This is a genomic window from Lapillicoccus sp. (genome assembly GCF_039935575.1).
Classification (GTDB): domain Bacteria; phylum Actinomycetota; class Actinomycetes; order Actinomycetales; family Dermatophilaceae; genus Lapillicoccus.
Window position 1 is genome coordinate 1 of sequence record NZ_JBDTKA010000153.1, and the last position, 17,666, is coordinate 17,666.

Below are 17,666 nucleotides of genomic sequence, written 5' to 3' on the forward strand. Positions count from 1 at the left end.
ACTGGTTCTGGGGACGTTCCATGCGCGACGCCCGCCGGTTCGTCCGGACCCAACAGCCCGATGTCGTCGTCCTCCAGTGGTGGACGGGCGCGGTGCTGCACAGCTATCTCAACCTGGCTCGGCTGGCCCGTCGCAACGGAGTTCGGGTCGTCATGGAGTGGCACGAGGTCCAGGACACCGGCGAGGCCCGGATCCCGGGCGTCGTGCGCTACGTCCGGCGAGCGATCGGCGCCCTGTTGTCGCTCGTCGACGCCCACGTCGTGCACTCACGCTACGACCTCGAGCTACTCCAGGCGGCATACGGGATAGAGGCGACAACTCCCGACGGGGTGAGCCGGGTGACCGTCGTCCCGCACGGCCCCTACGACCACGTCAACCCCGAGACGCCAACGGCACCTCGGGTCACCTCACCCGACGACCCCTTCAACGTGTTGTTCTTCGGCACGATCCGGCCCTACAAGGGACTGGAGGACCTGGTGGACGCCTTCGGCGCGCTGCCGCCCGAGGTGCGGGAGCGGATGCACCTGACCATCGTCGGCGAGACGTGGGAGGGCTGGACCGGCCCGTTGGAGTCCGCGGCCACGAGCCCGGCCCGCGACCGGATCACCGTCGTCAACCGTTACGTCACCGACGCGGAGGCGAGGGAACACTTCGCAGCCGCTGACGCGGTGGTGCTGCCCTACCGCCGATCGTCGGCCTCCGGGCCGCTCCACATGGCGATGAGCGCCGGCCTGCCAACCGTCGTCACCTCGGTCGGCGGGCTCGTCGATGCCGCCGGAGACTACGAGGGTGTGACGTTTGTCCCACCGGCCGATGTCCCGTCGCTGGTCGAGGCACTGAAACGCCTTCCCGCACAACGAGGCCGCCGGTATGCCGACCCGCACACCTGGGACACGACGGTCTCCGCCTACCGGAGGATCGTGGGCCAGCTTGACCTGCCCGTCTGGGATATGGCCGCGAATGCGACGCGGTAGCAACGCTTGGCGTTAGGCTCCCCGCGCACGCTCATCCGTCAGCAGGGGGTAAAGAAGTCGTGATTCACGCCATCTCGCAGCTCGTCCAGGAGACGACCACTAACAGTGGCGCTTCGGTGGGCGGCGTCATCGGGGGTCTGATCGGCTACCTGATCAGCGCACTCGCGTTGTTCGGGATGTTCAAGAAGGCCGGAGAGCCGGGGTGGGCCGCCTTCGTCCCGTTCTACAGCAGCTACGTCCTGGTCAAGATCTCGGGCTACAACGGCTGGTTGTTCCTGCTGTTCTTCATCCCGATCGTCGGCTTCGTCTGGGCCATCGTCGTGGCGATCGCGCTCGGCAAGTCGTTCGACAAGGGCGCGGCGTTCAGCGTCATCCTGCTCTGGCTGCTGTCCGTCATCGGCTTCTTCATCGTCAGCTACGGTGGCTCGCGATACGTCGGCCCGGGTGGCCGCGCCATCGCCAGCGCCTGACGTTCTCGCCCTCCGACCGGCGCCGCTCGCCCGCGGCGGCCGGAGGGCCCTTTCCCCGGCCGCTCAGAGCAGGTGCACCTTTGGGCTGTGGGTGTCGATGTCCATGACGACGTTGCCGAACTTCACGTCCATCCGGTCCGCCTTGAGGCAGAGCACCCGACCGAGACCGTGCCGGTCATGGATCACCCTGCTGTCGACCTCGAACGTGTCGTAGACCGGCGGCGGCTGGTCTCGGAACGGGCTGCTCGCGGGGCGTGCTCGGGGCTGCGTGGGGCGCTGAGGCATGCCTCTACTGTCCACCGTTTGGCCCGAATTCGGTACCCGTGCTGCTCGCGACACCCCTGGGGGGTATGCCGTGGCGTCGGGAGCGACGCGCAACAGGTAGTATCGACCTTGCAGCGGCCCGCCCAGTTCTGCCTCGGGCCCGATATTCTTTCGATGCGATGCTCTTGCGCCGCGAACCATGACGGTTCGCGCCGGGCAGAACGCCTTTCGACTCTTCTGGAGTACCCCTCTGTGTCCATCGACACGCTTGCCCCTGTTTCCTCCTTCGACACGTTCGCCGACCTCGGCGTCCCCGCGTCTCTGACTACTGTCCTCGCTCGCCTCGGGATCACCGTCCCTACCCCGATCCAGGCCGCCACCCTCCCGGACTCTCTCGCTGGACGCGACGTGCTCGGCCGCGGCCGCACCGGCTCCGGCAAGACGTATGCCTTCCTGCTGCCCCTGGTCACCCGGCTCTCCGAGTCGCGTGCCCCGCGGACGGCGCGCAAGCCCCGTGCGCTCATCCTGGCCCCGACCCGCGAGCTCGTCGCCCAGATCGACGCTGCCTTGGCACCGCTCGCATCCGCGGCCGGACTCACCTCGATCACCGTCTTCGGCGGGGTCTCGCAGAACCCGCAGGTGTCGGGCCTGCGCCGCGGCGTCGACATCCTCGTCGCCTGCCCCGGTCGCCTCGAGGACCTGATGGGCCAGGGTCACGCCGACCTGGGGTCCGTGCAGATCACGATCCTCGACGAGGCCGACCACATGGCCGACCTCGGGTTCTTGCCCAGCGTCCGCAGGATCCTCGACACCACTCCGCGCGGGAGCCAACGACTGCTCTTCTCCGCGACCCTCGACGCGGGCGTCGACGTCCTCGTGCGGCGGTTCCTGTCCAGCCCCGTGACGCACCACGCCGACTCGGTCCAGTCGCCGATCTCGACGATGGCCCACCACGTCCTGCACGTGACCCACGACTCGCGCCTGCCCGTCTTGCTCGACCTCACGGCCGCACCCGGTCGCAGCGTGGTGTTCACGCGGACCAAGCACGGAGCCAAGAAGCTCGCCAAGCAGCTGAACGCCTCCGGCGTCGCTGCCGTCGAGCTGCACGGCAACCTCAGCCAGAACGCGCGCACCCGCAACATGGACCTCTTCCACAGCGGCACGGCGACCACGCTCGTGGCCACCGACATCGCGGCCAGGGGTATTCACGTCGATGACGTCGAGATCGTCATCCACGCCGACCCGCCAGTCGAGCACAAGGCCTACCTGCACCGTTCCGGACGGACGGCACGGGCCGGCGCCGACGGGCTCGTCGTCACCTTGATGACCGACGACCAGGTGCGCGACGTGCGTGACCTCACCCGCAAGGCCGGCGTCCACGCCACCACCACGCGGGTAGACCAGCGACACCCGTTGCTGCGCGAGCTCGCTCCTGGAGAGCGGGTATACGCCGATGGCCTGACCGCAGCGCCGCTGGAGCGTCCCGCCCGTCACCCGAAGCCGCGGTCGGCATCTGCAGGGTCCAGTGGGTCCAACGGGTCTAGTGGCTCAGCGGGTGGGCGTGGCCGTCGGCCCGCCCAGGGCGGCGTTCCGACCAGCGCATCCCGATCGGGTGGCCGTCACGGCGGACGCGGCCGGACTCCCTCGACGTCCTCGTCGGCGTCCTCGGCGTCCTCGGCTCCCCGATCCTCCTCTGGGTCGGCACGCTCCTCCGTGGCCTACTCCACGTCCTCCACGGGCCGCGGTGGCGCGGCGGCGTTCTCGGCCGGCTCGCGAGCGGGCTCGCGAGGTCGCTGATCGGGAGCGTCCCGCGGATGCGCGATGCTGGGTGACGTGACGACGGAGCCGAGCCAAACCAGCGAGCCGACCGAGCAGAACGTGCTCGGTGGTGAGCTGGAGCCGTGCGGGACGGACCCGATGACGGGGTTCTTCCGCGACGGGTGCTGCAGCACCGGCCCGCAGGACCTGGGCAGCCACACCATCTGCGCGGTGGTCACGACCGAGTTCCTCGAGCACCAGCGCAGCATCGGCAACGACCTGCAGACCCCGCGCCCCGAGTACCACTTCCCCGGCCTGGTGCCGGGCGACCGGTGGTGCGTGACCGCGGTCAACTGGGCGCGCGCCCATGACGCAGGTGCCGCCGCGCCCGTCGTGCTCGCGTCGACGAACCAGGCGGTGCTGCGGGTCGTGCCGCTGGCCGCCCTTCGGGAGCACGCGGTCGACGTGCCGGCGGACCCTCGCTCCCTGGAGGACTGATGCAGGTCTCGCGAATCTTGTCGCACCCGAGACATTGACCTAGGGCGAGACAAGCCTCAGCATGACGAGGCTCCCCCGCTGAAGGGCCGTCGCCGGGGCGGACGTGGGTGACCGCACAAGCCCCACGCGGGCATCTTCGCCGGGCGGGTGTACCGGCACACCCTGACGCACACGCAGGGTCTGACGTGCGGCGTTCCCCTCGCGCAAGGGGGTTCCTGTTGCGGTGATCGACTTGACCTTTGGCACAAGGCGGCCAACCGATCAGGAATCGAGAAGCGCCCGCTACCGAGCCGCAACTAGCGTGACCGTCGGTGTCATGGACATCCGGTGGTCGGGCGAGGTGACCGCCGCACCCCTGAGGAGACGAAGATGAGTGCCACGATCCGCAGCCTGGTGATCCCGGTGTCTGACCTGGACGCCGCGAAGGCCGTCTATACCGCGCTGCTCGGCGCGCCGCACACCGACCAGCCCTATTACGTCGGCTACAACGTCGACGGCTTCGAGGTCGCTCTGAATCCAGACGACGGGAGCGGCGGACCGGTGGCCTTCGCTGATGTCGAGGATCTCGACGCGACCCGCGCGACCCTGCTCGCGGCTGGAGCAACCGAGCGCAGCGCCCCGCGTGAGGTCGCCGCCGAGGCTCGGGTGTGCGTTCTCGCTGACGCTGACGGTAACCCGATCGGTCTACGCGGCCGGTAGCCGCCTGGGTGGCCGGGCGGCGCTGAACGCTCCCGTCGGACCATCTGCGGTCACCGCCCGGTGATAGGGCGCTCCGTGCAGGCGGGTTGTGGGGAAGACCGGTACCGGGCTGTCCGTGTCGGAGATCAGCAGTTCGATCTCGGTGCAGCCGAGCACAATACCTTCGGCGCCGGACTGAACCAGGCCCACGATGGCGTCGCAGTAGACCTGCCGGGACTCCTCTCGGACCACCCCCAAACACAGCTCGTCGTAGATGATGCGATGTACCTCGGACCGGTCATGGGATGGCGGGATAAGCACTCGCAGGCCGTGGCAGGTGAGCCTGTCTCGGTAGAAGTCCTGTTCCATGGTGAACGAGGTACCGAGCAGCCCGACCGCTGTCAGCCGGGCCCGCGTCACCGCCTGTGCAGTGGCGTCGCCCAGGTGCAGCGGGATACCGATCGAGGTTTGGACCTGATCGGCGACCTTGTGCATCGTGTTGGTGCAGATCACCAAGCCGTTCACGGACCATCTCGTTGGCCAGCCGTTAATACTGTGCGCTGGTCTCCCAGTTCATCCTACCGAGCATCCCGATCACCTGCGGCGCATTCATCATCAAAGGCAACCAGCCTGCCATCAAGCCCGTTGCCGCGTTCCGCAGGTGATCGTCAAACGGAGACGATCTCGACGAGGTGCTCAATGCCGGCAAGGTCGCGCTGGTTGCGCGTGTAGAGCCGCGCGGAATGGGCGTGCGCGGTAGCAGCGATCAACAGGTCCATCACGCGGGATCGAGGCTGACGACCCGCAGCCGCGACCGCGGCGGCGAGCTGCCCATAGCTGGTGGCGACCGCACCGTCGACAGGCAGCGCCGTGAACCGGCGCTGAAAGTCCGACAATCGGCGCAGGCGTTCGGCACGGACTGCTGCATCGGTGGTGACGAGCACCCCGAAATGCAGTTCGGCGAGGGCGGCGGCACTGATCGCCAGCTCCCCCTCCAACGGTGGAACATCAGTGGCGATCAACACGCTTGTATCGAGTATCGCTTTCAACGACGGCGGTCCCACGGATTGACGACAGACTGATCGATCAGGCTCCGATCGCGCTCCCAGTCCGGGTCGGGCCGCCCGACGAATGCGTCGGCGATGTCCTCCCACCGCTGCCACCGATTCTGCGTCGCGGGAACCAGGCGTGCCGCGAGCCGACCAGAGACGGTGATATCGATCTCCTCGCCACCCTCAACTCGGCGCACTAGCTGAGAGGCGTCTTGGCGCAGCTCCCGAAGTCCTACTGTTCCCATGGAACCTACAGTAGCAGCTGTGCTATTTCGAATCGGCGATGTCGCGGATATGAGCATGTCGCTGGGTGACCACGATGTTGCGCGGATCATTCCCGCCTGCCAGCGTCAGACTCCGACTGGACCTGCCGGGGCCCTGCGAAACATGGGCGCCTCCAGCATCTGTCGCCACCCAGAGCTCGAACGAAGGCGCCGTCGCGACCTAGACCTGAGCCGGTTTCCGGCGCATGCCCGCAGTCACCGACTTCACTTACCTGAGGTGAACTCACGTGACTTTTGAGATCCCTACAACTGACCCGCGCGCCATCGCACAGCGTGGCGTTCAGGCGTCGAACGAGTCCCGCAGCCGGGCCAGCACCCCGAACAGGGGATCCTTCTGCGACGGGATGACGTCGAGGTCGTCGGTGCGAGAATGGTCGAGGTGCCAGACGAGATATCCGGACGCACCGTTGTCGAAGGCGCGGATCATCTTGTCGCGCAGCAGACTCGCCCGTCGGTCACGTCCGGCGGCATCGGTTGCCTGGATCCCGGACTCTCCCACCACGATCGGCTTGCCGAGCTCGCGGGAGATGGAGAAGGCACAGGCGATCTTGGCGTCGGTTCGCGTGCAGTCGCCGGTGTCCACCGGAGGAAGCACCCCGTCCAGCAGGCCGGGGAGCGCCTCGGTGTCGGACCCATAGCGGTTCCAGTCGTGGACCTCGGTGAAGTCGAGGCCGTCCTGACCGTAGATGGCCGCGAAGTCAGCCCCGCTTCCTCCGGGGGCGCCGTTGCCCTGGGTGCCCAGCGTCACGAGGTGGTTGGGGTCGGCGGCGTGGATGACGCCGGCGACGTCCTTGGCGAAGTCCACGAGCACGGACCGGTTCGCGCCGTCGCGAGCGGTCGTCTCGGCCTCGTTGACCATCGTCCAGCCGACGACTGCCGGCTCGTCGGTGTAGTGCTGCGCCACGACCTTGACATAGTCGCGGTAGGACAGTCGAGCCGAGCCGTAGGGCTTCTTGTACCCGTCGACATACCACCTGCCCTGGTCCGCGTCGGCGAGCGAGACGCCTGGTTTCCCCGTGGAGCAGTCACCCGGTCCGTCCTCGAGGACGGGCATGACCTTCAGCCCCGCCTTGGTCGCCGCGGAGATGAAGCGGTCGACGCCCGAGAAGTCCGTCCCCCCGGCCGTGTAGCTCTGGTAGGCCCAGAACCGCACGACCGTCGAGCCGGCCTCGTCGTGGATGTATGCCAGCGTGTCGGCGAGCGCGGCGTCGTCCATCCGGGTCGACGGCGAGCAGGCGTACACGTCCGAGGCTGCGGCGTCGTAGAGGTTGAAGCCGACGAACCGGTACGGGCTCCCGCCCAGCTCGAACGAGGCGCCTGAACGCGTGACGAAGTCGGACCCGCGGGAGCACCCCGTCAGGGCGAGACCGGCGGCAACCAGGGCGGCGAGGCATGCGGCTACCACCCGAGTGCGTCGACGCGAGCCGGTCCGCGGCGCGTCAGCCCGTGCCACGACCGGAACCCTCCGCGACGAGCACCGCGTGGACGTCGTCCACCCTGGCGGCGGCGGCGTCGGCCCCATAGCGCTCGACCAGGGCCGTCGGCACCGGCCAGCGACGCAACCGGCTCGCGACCGACTCAACGGCTGCGCGCAGCGCCTCGGCGTCGGCCGAGGAGGTGGTAGGCGCCGGAAGCCGCGTCGCCGAAGGGATCTCGGTCGACAGCTCCTCCAGAGCAGGGCACTGCACATAGACGACGGGCAAGCCGTTGGCCACTCCTTCGACCACTGCCATGCCGAAGGTCTCGTCGCCCGAAGCGCTGACGAGGACGTCCGTGGCGCTGAGGACGTCGCTCACGTCGTCCCGCGCACCGAGCCACCGGATCGAGCCGGAGACTCCAAGCTCCTCGCCGAGCTGGCGCAGCTGCGGTCCGAGTGGTCCGGTGCCGGCCACGACGAGAACACGGCCGGCGTGCAACAGTGGCGCGCAGGCCCGGACGACGGTGTCGAGCCGCTTGACCTTGTCGAGCCGGCCGACGGCTCCGACGACGACGGTGTCGTCGTTGATGTCGAGCTCGCGCCGCACGCGCCAGCGGGCGGCGTTGTCGAAAGCGAGTCCGTCGAAGTCGATTCCATTGTCCGACACCGTGATCCGGTCGGCGTCGACGCCCCAACGCTGGAGCCGTTCGGAGGTGGTCTCCGACACCGCCACCGTGCGGGTCGTCATCCGTTCCAGGCCCCGGTAGAGCAGGCGCAGCCACCACGTGTGCGGTCGACCTTCGATGGTGTCGTCCATCAGCGAGTGCTCGGTCGAGACGACGACGGGCGTCCCGGCCAGCCGCGCGGCTGGGATACCCCACAGCTGAGCGGAGAGCAGGTGAACGTGCACCACGTCGGGCCGGTATGCCCGCAGCCGGGAGGCGAGGACGAAGGGGGTGGCGAACCGGCGCCAACCGCTGAGGCCCAGCACGTCGACCCGCTGCCCCGAACGTCGCATGCTGTCTGCGACCGGGCCACCGGCATACAGGGCGATCGTCGCCGTCTCGTTGGCCGACCGGGCGACTAGCAGCTCGAGCTGGCGCTCCGCCCCGCCCGTGGTGAGCGACGTGATGACGTGGACGACGCGCAACGGGCGGCTCATCTCGAGACCAGGTCCCGTGCGTAGCGTCCCGAGAGGATCCCGCGGTAGACGTCGCTCACACCGTCGGCCGTGGTCTCCCAGGTGGGGAGGTCGAGGGCCAGCGGCTGGTGCGGCCCGCCTCGCGCCCGGGTGGCCCGCAGTGCGCTGGTGAGCGCGGCAGCGACCGCCTCGGTGGAGGCCTCGAGTGGGATGCCGGTCACGAGGCGGTCCTCGACGAGGTCCCCTGTGCCCGCCACGTCGAACCCGACGACGGGTAGCCCGAGGGTCACCGCCTCCATGATCCCCACGGGATGGGCCTCGTAGGAGGACAACGCGGCCATCACGCTGGCCGACGCGAGCTCTCGAGCCATCCCGGCTCGGTCCGCGGGGGCGAGCTGGCGGATCTGGACGGCGTCGGCGACACCGAGCTCGGCCGCGAGCGCGCGCAGCTCGCACTCGTACCCCCCACTGCCGAGGATGAGCAGGTCGGCCTCGGGAATCTCCTTGCGGATCGAGGGGAGTGCCTCGATGGCCCGATGGTGGCCCTTGTAGTGCTCCAGCCGTCCGCTCGACACGATGCGACCCGGCTGCGGCAGCAGGCCGATGGACACCGGTGGCAGGGCGCCACCGTTCGGCACGACGGTGAACCGGGCTTCGGGCAGGCCCGTCGCCGCTGCGAAGTGCGACCGCTCGAACCGGCTGACGGCGATGAGGTGGTCGGCGCGTCGCAGCAGCGGCGACAGCGCGCGCCACTGGGCGTTCCGGATCCCCGACCGCACGCTCGAGGAATGGCCCCCGCTGTGGAAGGTGAGGACGTAGGGGATGCCGGCGGACAGGGCGGCGGTCATCGCGACGGGCGGGACGAAGGTGTGGACGCCTTGGATGTGGACCAGGTCCCAGCCGCCGCGGGCGACCACCGGGGCCAGCCCGGGCGAGAGGTAGAGGTCACCCTGCCGGGGCCACGAGCGCCGGCGCAGGACGTCGTAGCCCTGCATCGACTCCCGGCGCGGCAGCGCACCGCTGCGGTCGGTCGTGAGGACGGTCAGGTCGAACTCGTCACGTTCGACGAGCCGTTCGGCGACCTCGGCGACGTGGGTCTCGGTTCCCCCCATCTCGGGCAGGAACCGCTGGACCACCTGGAGGACGCGTGGACGAGGGCGAAAAGTACTGGAGGACATTGGTGTTCACCGATCGAGTGTGAGCGAGCGCAGCGGTTGGCTCTGGTCGGGGTAGCTGAGGGTGACGACGAAGCGTCCGGTCGCCGGCAGGGCGACGGTGGTGCTGTGCATGCCGTTCGCGTCGATGCTGAACAGCGGGTAGCTCACCTCGGTCCCGTCGAGGGACGAGCGCAGCTCGAGGGGCCCGGTGAGTGCCGTGGACGTGACGACCACCTGGACGTTGGTGCCCTGGACGGTGCCGAACGACATCTGCAGCGGCGCTGTCTCGGTCGGGGCGACCGCGTTGACGGAGGTCGTGACCGCGATCGCGATGACGGCGAGACTCGCTGCGGCCCAAGGCAGCATGCGCAGGACCTCGACGAGGCGACGTCGCGGTTCACCCGCTTCGGCTCGGGCGGGGCGAGCGCTCAGGGCTGCGATGGCCAGCCCGAAGAGGGCGACGGCAGCCAGGGCCACCGACCACGCGTGAGCACTGAGACCGATCGGAGTGGCGCCTAGCAACAGCCCGACGAGCACGAAGGTCACGACCACGCCGCCGAGACCGACGAGCAGGGCGTCGAGCCCCCCACGGCCGCGCCGGCGGACCAGGCGTTCGGTGGTCAGGGCAAGCGCCACGAGCACCAGCGCGCTCACCACGGGTTGGGGGGCGGACACGAAGGCGGTCACCCCGGCAGTGAGGGCGACGGCGGCCCGCCAGAGCAGGTCATTTCGCCGCAACATCGAGGGCCTCCAGGTCATAGATCACGATGGAACCGTTGTCGTAGATGACGCTCACGCCGGGCACGGAGCTGAACTTGCGCAGGGCGGCCGACGGGACGGCGCTCGTACGCGCATCGCCGCCGAACTCGCCGTTCTCGATGTAGACGCCCTGGTTGGGCAGACCGAACGCGTTGCGCCGGTCGGCGGCCAGGTATCGGATGCCGGCCTCACGGACGAGGTCGACGTCGGCCTGACCGAACTCCGGGTCCAGCAGGAGGCGCGACGCGTCGATGTTCGTCCCGATATGGGTGACGGTGTACTGGCGACCGACCGAGGCAGCCAGCAGGCCACCGACCCGGTCCGTGTAGATCTTGCTGTCGACGGGCAGATGCGTGGACATCCAGCTTGCGGCCGCGAGGTTGTCGGCGTCGATGCTGCGCGCGTCGTCGGACACCCGGAACGGGCCGGGGAGCTGCTGGCTCACCGAACCCGAACCAAGGACGACGCTGCCGAGGAAGATCACCGTCGTGGTCAGGCCGAGGGCCGCAGCACGCCACCACCGGGCCCGGCGCTGCCAGAACCACCAGGCGATGACGAACCCGACTCCGAGGAAGACGAAGCCCGCCGAGCGGTCTCCGACTTCGGCCGTCGAGGCAGTCAGGTGGCCTCCGGGGATGATCGGGTAGAGCAGCGCCAGCAGGGCGAGCAGCACCGCGACGGCGATCTTCTTGCCGAGGAAGAGCTTCGACTGCACGAGCGCCGGGACGAGCAGTGCCAGGGTGAGCACGAGGGAGGCCACGATGGCGACCCGCTCCCAGGGCAGGGTCGCGACGCCGGCGGCGTTCTGGAAGACCGGACGCGAGTTGCCGGAGGAGACGAGCAGGTCGAGGGCGTCGGCCGAGCTCTGCGCGATGGAGCCGAGGTAGCTGCTCAGGCTGTTGCCCGGGTTGAGCAGGCTGACCCCGAAAGCCACGGCACCGGCCAGCGCGGTCAGGGCCAGGGCGCGAGCCGAGCTCACCCGGCCGCGGCGGACCAAGGCCTCGACGATCGCCCACACGGCGAGGGCGGCGACGAGAAGCACGGTGGTGACGTGGTGGGTGAACGCGACGGCGGTGACGGCGAGCACGGCTCCGAGGAGGGAGAAGCGCGAGCCCCGTCGGCGGGTCAGCACGAGGTACGCCACGAAGATCGCCAACGGCAGCGCGAGGGTCTGGTAGGAGAACTGGGAGTTGAAGAAGAGCATCTGCGGGTTGCACGCGTAGATCACCAGCGCCACTGCACCGATCCGGGTCGAGCGGGTCACGTGCGAGACGAGCAGCAGGACGGCCAGCGCCATGACGATGCGGGCGAGCAGCAGGACGATGACCGCGCTCGTGTGAGCGGAGAGCCCGGTGAGGCCCTGTACGCCGTTGGTCACGATCTCCAGGCCCGGGTAGTACGCGGTGATGGGTAGCAGCGAGTTCTCGGTGAACAGCCGACCGGTCTCGTCGATCTGGCGCAGGACGTTGGCGTGGATCAGCTCGTCGTGGAACATGAAGCGGGTCGGGTAGAGGACGACCCGGCTGACCTGCAGCAGGACCGCCATCGCCAGCGCGAGAGCGATGGGTGTGCTCGACCGGACCTTCGGCAGGGCGACGCCGACTGCCGCAGGCAGGAAGACCATGACGAGGCCGAGCACCCAGAGGCCCTGGCTGTCACCGGTGCTGCCGGCCTGGCGCGCCGTGCTGGTGGCGACGGCCATGGGAACGAGCCCGGCCGTCATGAGCAGCAGCACGGGGCCGACGCCGACGGTCCGGGCGACGCGCCCGAAGGCGAGGCTCGCTCGGCTCAGGCGTCGGCGCCATACCGACGAGCCGTCCGTGCGCGGCGGCTGCTCCGGCATACCGGTCAAGCCGGTGTCGGACGCGTCGCCGGCCGGGGTCGGTGCCGTGACGGTCGGTGTGACGGTCGGTGCGGTGGCCGCTGCTGCCATCGTCGGTGCCGCGGTCGTCGGTGCCGCCATCGTCGGTGCCGCCATCGTCGGTGCTTCGGTGGTGGCCAGGGGTGCCGACCGGACCGACCGGACCAGCGGCACGGACAGGACGGCCGCCTCGAGAAACAGGACCGCGACCCAGCCGAGACAGAGGCCGACGGTGCCGCCGAGGCGGGCTCCGCCATACGCGGCGATGACCTCGACCACCGTCATCGTGAGCAGCACGACGGTGGCCTGGGAGGTGCGTCCCTGGACGCGGCGCAGCGCGACGAAGTGGTCCTTGACGACGAAGGGCAGGCCGGCCAAGGCGAGCAGGCGCAGCACGTTCGCCCCTTGGTCGGCGTACTGCGAGCCGAAGAAGGACAGCAGGACCGGCGCCAGGGGGAGGATCAGGGCGTTCGCCAGCAGGCTGAGACCGAGGGAGAGCGGGATGGTGAACCGCATCCGCTCGAGGAGCTGCACAGCGTTGCCTTCGGCCGCGGCGAAGAGCCCGACGGTGATGGCGAACGGGAGCGCGAAGACGACGCCGGCGATCTGCAGGGCGGTCGTGAAAATGCCGTTCTGCTCGCTCGACACCAGGACGAGGACGAGCAGAGGCAGGACCTGCAGGGTGGCTTGGAGCGTCACGTTGAGGGCGTGGTGAGACAGCGCCTGGCCGCCCATCCCGCGCAGCTGACCGAGCTGGACGAGCCGTCGGCTCTCCTGCAGCGCGCGACCGCCGCGGGTGCGGTGCGCGACGAGTGGCAGGGACACCAGGGTGCCGGCGGTCCAGGCCACGAAGATGGTGAGGCCGCCCGTCTGCCCGGCGAGGGCCAGCACGGCGAGGGCGGCGAGCTTGGCCGCGCTGGCGACGGCGTTCCGCTCGAGCTGCAGGGACCCGGTTCCGAGGACGAGGACGGCCTGGTCGACGACGATCGCCACCGCCATCAGTCCCGTGCCGACGGCGAACAGGGAGGCGCGGCCGGGACCGCCGGCGATCTCCTCGAGGTTGCCGACGTGCAGCACCGAGATGGCGACGAAGGGAACCACGAAGGCGAGGACCAACGCGACACCCCCGGCGACGGTGAGCGCAGTGCGGGTCAAGACCCGCCGGTTGCCTTGAGCGGTGTGCGGGAGGCGGGAGATGAGCAAGGTGCCGAGCCCGCTGGTGCCGAACGTCGCGAGGAGGGTCATCATCGAGACGGCCGCTCCACCGACCCCGACGGCGGAGAGGGAGAACTGACGAGCGGCGAGGAGCCAGAAGGCCAGCCCGAGGACACTCGTGAGGGCGTAGGTGCCCACGAGGGAGGCACTGATCACGGCGACGCGGCGCAGGCCGGTCACCGCCGAGTCGGAGACCCCCGCACCTCCCCTGCCTCCCGCGTCGGTACGCCGGGTCGGCCACAGGCGCGATCGACTGGTCGACCGTAGGCTCGGCGCGCTGCTGGGCATCGGATGGGGCTCCTCGCGGTGAAGTTCGGGTGCTCGTGGGCCGCAACAGCGGCTGGCCCGGGTGCGCCGGACTGTGGCCCGCGCTTCCACCCGCGACCCGCTGACGCTGCGGGCTCTGCGCAGGGTTATACGACTAACACGGTCAGGGGTTCGGACCACACGAGGATCCGGATTGGACCGGTTCGCCGCTCTCTCCTGCTCACGCGACTCGCGTCGACGCGCGAACGGCCGGGGTCGGCGACGGCGGCCTTAGCACGCATACCGGCTCAGCTCAGTGATTGGCCCGTTTGTCCCGCCAGGCCCGCTCGAACGGCAGCCGCCAGGCGTGCGGCGCGACGAGCTGGTGGATGGCGTTGGGTCCCCAGCTACCCGCCGGGTAGGGCTTCACCGGCGGCGGGTCGTCGAGCAGCGGCTGGGCCCGTTCCCAGAGTGACTCGATGCCCTCGGCGGTGTTGAACAGGGTGTGGTCGCCGCGCATCGTGTCGAGGATGAGCCGCTCGTATGCCTCGAGCACGTCACCGGCGTGCTCGCCCTCCTGAGTGGCGAACTGCATCGAGACCTTGTCCATCTTCATGCCCGGACCCGGCCGCTTGCCGTAGAAGGACAACGAGACCTTCGAGTCCTCAGACAGGTCGAAGGTGAGGTGGTCAGGTCCCTGCTTGCCGACACCGGAGTCGGAGGGGAACATCGACTTCGGCGCCTCCTTGTAGGCGATCGAGATGATCCGTTGCCCCTCGGCCATCTTCTTGCCGGTCCGCAGGTAGAACGGCACACCCGCCCAACGCCAGTTGTCGATCCCGCACTTGAGTGCGATGAACGTCTCTGTGTCGGAGTCGCCTGGCACGCCCTCCTCGGAGGTGTAGCCGGAGTACTGGCCGCGCACCACCTCGTTCGGGTTGATCGGCATCAGCGACCGGAAGACCTTGTTCTTCTCCTCGCTGATGGCCCGCGGCTCCAAGGCGGTCGGTGGCTCCATGGCCACGAACGCCAGCACCTGCAGGAGGTGCGTGACGACCATGTCCTTGAAGGCGCCGGTCTGCTCGTAGAACGAGGCGCGACGGTCCAGGCCAAGGGTTTCGGGGATGTCGATCTGAACGTGGTCGATGAAGTTGCGGTTCCAGATCGGCTCGAACAGACCGTTGGCGAACCGGAAGGCCAGGATGTTCTGGGCCGCCTCCTTGCCCAGGAAATGGTCGATCCGAAAGATCTGGGACTCGTCGAACGTCTCGTGCACCGTGTCGTTGAGCACGATCGCGCTTTCGAGGTCGGTGCCGAACGGCTTCTCCATGATCACCCGCGACCGCTCCACCAGGCGCGCCGCGCGGAGCATGCCGATCACCGTAGGAGCGGCGACGGGCGGGACGCTCATGTAGTGGATGCGGCGCACCTTCGGACCGAGCGTGGCCTCGGCAGCGGTCACCGCCTCGCGCAGACCGTCAGCGCCGGCACCCGTCGAGACGTAGTGCAAGCGCTGCGCGAAGGCGTCCCACTGGTCCGCGGTCAACGGGTGCGTCGAGAACTCCTCGACGGCCTGCTTGGCGAAGGCACGGAACTCGTCGTCGTCCATCTCGGTCAACGACGTGCCAACGATCTGGATGTCGGGCGTCAGGTCGGACAGCACCAGGTGAACCATTCCTGGAAGCAGCTTGCGTCTCGCCAGGTCACCGGTGGCGCCGAACAGGACGATGACGTGCGGGTCCAGCTGTTGTAGGTGCCCGCGCCGCGGACGGGTCGCGGCAGAGGGGTAGGAGATGGTCTGGGCTTCTTCCACAAGGGCCACGGGGTTGATCCTGCCCTGCCGCGGCGTCCGCTGCCACCCCCCGCCCATGAGGCGGTTTCGCCTGCTCCGTCTCTCTACTTCTCCCGCGTCTTCGTCTCGCCGGCGTTCGTGGCGGGTAGGCGCTACGCCAGCGAGGCGTCCAGGGTGATGTCCACCCCGGTGAGTGCCTTGCTGACGGGGCAGCCCTTCTTGGCGGCCTCGGCCGCCTCGACGAAACCCGCCTCGTCCAGGCCGTCGACCTCTCCCTTGACCGTCAGCGTGATGCCGGTCAGGCGGAAACCGCCGGCCGGGTCCGGGCCGAGGGAGACGGCGGCCGTGACGTCGAGGCTCTTCGGGGTCCCGCCCGCCTCGACGACGAGCGCTGACAGCTGCATTGCGTAGCACGAGGAGTGTGCCGCCGCAATGAGCTCCTCGGGGCTGGTCGTGCCTCCTGCGTCGTCGGCAGCGCGCTTCGGGAACGACACGTCGTAGCTGCCGACCTTCGAGCTGGTCAGCTCGACGGTGCCGGAACCGTCCTGCAGGCCTCCGGTCCAAGCGGTGTGGGCGGTGCGTGTGGGCATCGCTTGCTCCTTCGCGTGCGGATCGAGGGGAGGTACGGCGCCGGGGTACGCCGCGACGCATGGTGCGGCGGCCTGCCGCTTGCCGCCGTTCTCACCCTCTCACGCCTGCATGGCGAGTGAACGGGATAGCCGACGCGGCACCGGGACGAGCGGTTGCCGTGGCGACGGGTGTCGGCAGTCTCGCGCGACACGGGAGGTTGCGGGAGCGCAGTCCGATGGCGCCGCCGAGGCGGTGCAGACGGTGAACGAGCTCGTCCTGGGCTCACCGCATCCGCAAGGACCGAGTCCGGTTGGCGGAGACTCCAGGGAGGCTGTTACGTTCGCGCCACTGGTATCACAACGATGTGCCCGGACCACAGGAGTTCCCGTGACGGAGACGACGACCAGCCCTGGTGGGGTCGGCGCAGGCGTACCCCGTGGTGGTTCGGCCACCATGCAAGCCGTGGTCTGCCACGGCCCTGGGGACTACCGCCTCGAGACCGTCCCCGTTCCGATCCGGGGCACCGGCGAGCTCCTGGTCCGAGTGGAGGCCGTCGGCATCTGCGCGAGTGACCTCAAGTGCTACCACGGCGCGACCAAGTTCTGGGGGGATGCCGACCGTCCCGCCTGGGCCGAGACCGAGGTCGTTCCCGGGCACGAGTTCGTCGGCACCGTCGTCGAGGTGGACCAGCAGGCCCGCGAGCACTGGGGTGTCGACGTCGGCGACCGGGTCGTCTCCGAGCAGATCGTGCCGTGCTGGACGTGCCGCTACTGCCTACGCGGGCAGTACTGGATGTGCGCGGTCCACAACATCTTCGGGTTCAAGCGTGCGACACCGGGTGCGATGTCGCAGTTCATGCGATTCCCGACCGGCGCGCTCGTGCACAAGGTCTCTGCGTCGATCCCTCCGGCCCACGCGGCATACGCAGAACCGCTCTCGTGCGCACTGCACGCAGTCGAACGCGCGGGGATCACGTTCGACGACACGGTCGTGGTCGCCGGCTGCGGGCCGATCGGGCTCGGGATGGTGGCCGGGGCTCGGGCCAAGAACCCGGCTAGCGTGATCGCGCTCGACATGGCTCCCGAGAAGCTGGTTCTCGCCGGCGAGTGTGGGGCCGACGTCCTCATCGACATCAGGGACGGCGACGCCGTCGAGCGAGTGCTCGGCCTCACCGACGGTTACGGGTGCGACGTCTACCTCGAGGGCACGGGCCACCCCTCCGCTGTCCTGCAGGGCCTGACGATGCTGCGCAAGCTCGGCACCTACGTCGAGTACGGCGTCTTCGGGAGCGACGTCTCCGTCGACTGGTCGATCATCAGCGACGACAAGGAGCTGGACGTCCTGGGGGCCCATCTCGGTCCGCACTGCTGGCCGGCTGCGATCCGGATGATCGAGTCCGGTCGCCTGCCGATGGACAAAATCTGCAGTCACCAGCTCCCTCTGTCCGAGTTTCAGCGCGGCCTCGACCTCGTCGCGAGCGGCACCGAGTCAGTCAAGGTGTCGCTCATCCCCTGACTCATCGGCGCGCCG

Annotated in this window: 17 protein-coding genes; 6 read left to right on the forward strand and 11 right to left on the reverse strand. The window is 69.2% G+C overall.

What is annotated here, in order from left to right; genetic code table 11:
* Window positions 1-974, forward strand: a 974-nt coding sequence (locus tag ABI385_RS17910) for a glycosyltransferase family 4 protein (RefSeq protein ID WP_348105124.1), incomplete at its 5' end; no start/stop codon positions are given.
* A 59-nt stretch (window positions 975-1,033) separates the two neighbouring features.
* Window positions 1,034-1,444, forward strand: coding sequence for a DUF5684 domain-containing protein (locus tag ABI385_RS17915; protein WP_348105125.1), 411 nt, complete (start codon window positions 1,034-1,036; stop codon window positions 1,442-1,444).
* Window positions 1,445-1,507: 63 nt separating this feature from the next.
* Here ABI385_RS17915 and ABI385_RS17920 read toward each other — a convergent pair whose 3' ends face one another.
* Complete coding sequence (locus ABI385_RS17920) at window positions 1,508-1,729, reverse strand: hypothetical protein (protein ID WP_348105126.1); 222 nt, start codon at window positions 1,727-1,729, stop codon at window positions 1,508-1,510.
* A gap of 231 nt (window positions 1,730-1,960) precedes the next feature.
* On the opposite strand from ABI385_RS17920, the gene ABI385_RS17925 reads away from it, so the two are divergent.
* The 3 genes from ABI385_RS17925 to ABI385_RS17935 all read left to right on the forward strand — a co-directional run bounded on the left by ABI385_RS17925 (window position 1,961) and on the right by ABI385_RS17935 (window position 4,663).
* Entirely contained in the window at window positions 1,961-3,505 is a 1,545-nt protein-coding gene (locus tag ABI385_RS17925) for a DEAD/DEAH box helicase (protein ID WP_348105127.1), read from the forward strand.
* A gap of 36 nt (window positions 3,506-3,541) precedes the next feature.
* Window positions 3,542-3,964 (forward strand): DUF2237 domain-containing protein, encoded by a 423-nt coding sequence (locus ABI385_RS17930; RefSeq protein WP_348105128.1) that lies wholly within the window; start codon window positions 3,542-3,544, stop codon window positions 3,962-3,964.
* Window positions 3,965-4,333: 369 nt separating this feature from the next.
* On the forward strand, window positions 4,334-4,663 hold the full coding sequence (locus ABI385_RS17935; RefSeq protein ID WP_348105129.1) for a VOC family protein: 330 nt from the start codon (window positions 4,334-4,336) through the stop codon (window positions 4,661-4,663).
* On the opposite strand, the gene ABI385_RS17940 is transcribed toward ABI385_RS17935, so the two are convergent.
* From ABI385_RS17940 to ABI385_RS17985, 10 genes are all read right to left on the reverse strand, one after another.
* A complete protein-coding gene (locus ABI385_RS17940) occupies window positions 4,649-5,167 on the reverse strand; it encodes an amino acid racemase (protein ID WP_348105130.1) in 519 nt (172 codons plus the stop codon). The genes ABI385_RS17935 and ABI385_RS17940 overlap by 15 nt on opposite strands.
* Before the next feature lie 143 nt (window positions 5,168-5,310).
* On the reverse strand, window positions 5,311-5,706 hold the full coding sequence (locus ABI385_RS17945; RefSeq protein ID WP_348105131.1) for a type II toxin-antitoxin system VapC family toxin: 396 nt from the start codon (window positions 5,704-5,706) through the stop codon (window positions 5,311-5,313).
* Window positions 5,688-6,029, reverse strand: a complete 342-nt coding sequence (locus tag ABI385_RS17950) for a type II toxin-antitoxin system prevent-host-death family antitoxin (RefSeq protein WP_348105132.1) — start codon at window positions 6,027-6,029, stop codon at window positions 5,688-5,690. The genes ABI385_RS17945 and ABI385_RS17950 overlap by 19 nt, the downstream gene beginning before the upstream one ends.
* A gap of 229 nt (window positions 6,030-6,258) precedes the next feature.
* Window positions 6,259-7,431: a cellulase family glycosylhydrolase gene (locus ABI385_RS17955; RefSeq protein WP_348105133.1), complete on the reverse strand. Its 1,173-nt coding sequence runs from the start codon at window positions 7,429-7,431 to the stop codon at window positions 6,259-6,261.
* On the reverse strand, window positions 7,418-8,557 hold the full coding sequence (locus tag ABI385_RS17960; RefSeq protein WP_348105134.1) for a glycosyltransferase: 1,140 nt from the start codon (window positions 8,555-8,557) through the stop codon (window positions 7,418-7,420). Before ABI385_RS17960 ends, ABI385_RS17955 begins: the two co-directional genes overlap by 14 nt.
* Entirely contained in the window at window positions 8,554-9,648 is a 1,095-nt protein-coding gene (locus ABI385_RS17965; protein WP_348105135.1) for a glycosyltransferase family 4 protein, read from the reverse strand. Before ABI385_RS17965 ends, ABI385_RS17960 begins: the two co-directional genes overlap by 4 nt.
* Window positions 9,649-9,720: 72 nt before the next feature.
* Window positions 9,721-10,434, reverse strand: a complete 714-nt coding sequence (locus ABI385_RS17970; protein ID WP_348105136.1) for a hypothetical protein — start codon at window positions 10,432-10,434, stop codon at window positions 9,721-9,723.
* Window positions 10,418-13,708 carry a hypothetical protein gene (locus tag ABI385_RS17975; protein ID WP_348105137.1) on the reverse strand — a complete coding sequence of 1,097 codons (3,291 nt, stop codon included), beginning with the start codon at window positions 13,706-13,708 and terminating at the stop codon, window positions 10,418-10,420. Before ABI385_RS17975 ends, ABI385_RS17970 begins: the two co-directional genes overlap by 17 nt.
* A gap of 379 nt (window positions 13,709-14,087) precedes the next feature.
* Window positions 14,088-15,596 carry a glucose-6-phosphate dehydrogenase gene (gene zwf, locus ABI385_RS17980; protein WP_348105138.1) on the reverse strand — a complete coding sequence of 503 codons (1,509 nt, stop codon included), beginning with the start codon at window positions 15,594-15,596 and terminating at the stop codon, window positions 14,088-14,090.
* A 122-nt stretch (window positions 15,597-15,718) separates the two neighbouring features.
* Window positions 15,719-16,156, reverse strand: coding sequence for an OsmC family protein (locus ABI385_RS17985; protein ID WP_348105139.1), 438 nt, complete (start codon window positions 16,154-16,156; stop codon window positions 15,719-15,721).
* Window positions 16,157-16,589: 433 nt separating this feature from the next.
* Between ABI385_RS17985 and ABI385_RS17990 the strand changes: the two genes are divergently transcribed.
* On the forward strand, window positions 16,590-17,651 hold the full coding sequence (locus tag ABI385_RS17990) for an alcohol dehydrogenase catalytic domain-containing protein (protein ID WP_348105159.1): 1,062 nt from the start codon (window positions 16,590-16,592) through the stop codon (window positions 17,649-17,651).
* Window positions 17,652-17,666 lie beyond the last annotated feature (15 nt).

What these genes read in the sequence shown, in the direction of transcription:
- ABI385_RS17920 (WP_348105126.1), bottom strand. Translation starts at nt 1,729, where the DNA reads ATGCCTCAGCGCCCCACGCAGCCCCGAGCACGCCCCGCGAGCAGCCCG.
- ABI385_RS17935 (WP_348105129.1), top strand. Translation starts at nt 4,334, where the DNA reads ATGAGTGCCACGATCCGCAGCCTGGTGATCCCGGTGTCTGACCTGGAC.
- ABI385_RS17950 (WP_348105132.1), bottom strand. Translation starts at nt 6,029, where the DNA reads ATGATCCGCGCAACATCGTGGTCACCCAGCGACATGCTCATATCCGCG.
- ABI385_RS17960 (WP_348105134.1), bottom strand. Translation starts at nt 8,557, where the DNA reads ATGAGCCGCCCGTTGCGCGTCGTCCACGTCATCACGTCGCTCACCACG.
- ABI385_RS17965 (WP_348105135.1), bottom strand. Translation starts at nt 9,648, where the DNA reads ATGGGGGGAACCGAGACCCACGTCGCCGAGGTCGCCGAACGGCTCGTC.
- ABI385_RS17970 (WP_348105136.1), bottom strand. Translation starts at nt 10,434, where the DNA reads ATGTTGCGGCGAAATGACCTGCTCTGGCGGGCCGCCGTCGCCCTCACT.
- ABI385_RS17985 (WP_348105139.1), bottom strand. Translation starts at nt 16,156, where the DNA reads ATGCCCACACGCACCGCCCACACCGCTTGGACCGGAGGCCTGCAGGAC.
- ABI385_RS17990 (WP_348105159.1), top strand. Translation starts at nt 16,590, where the DNA reads ATGCAAGCCGTGGTCTGCCACGGCCCTGGGGACTACCGCCTCGAGACC.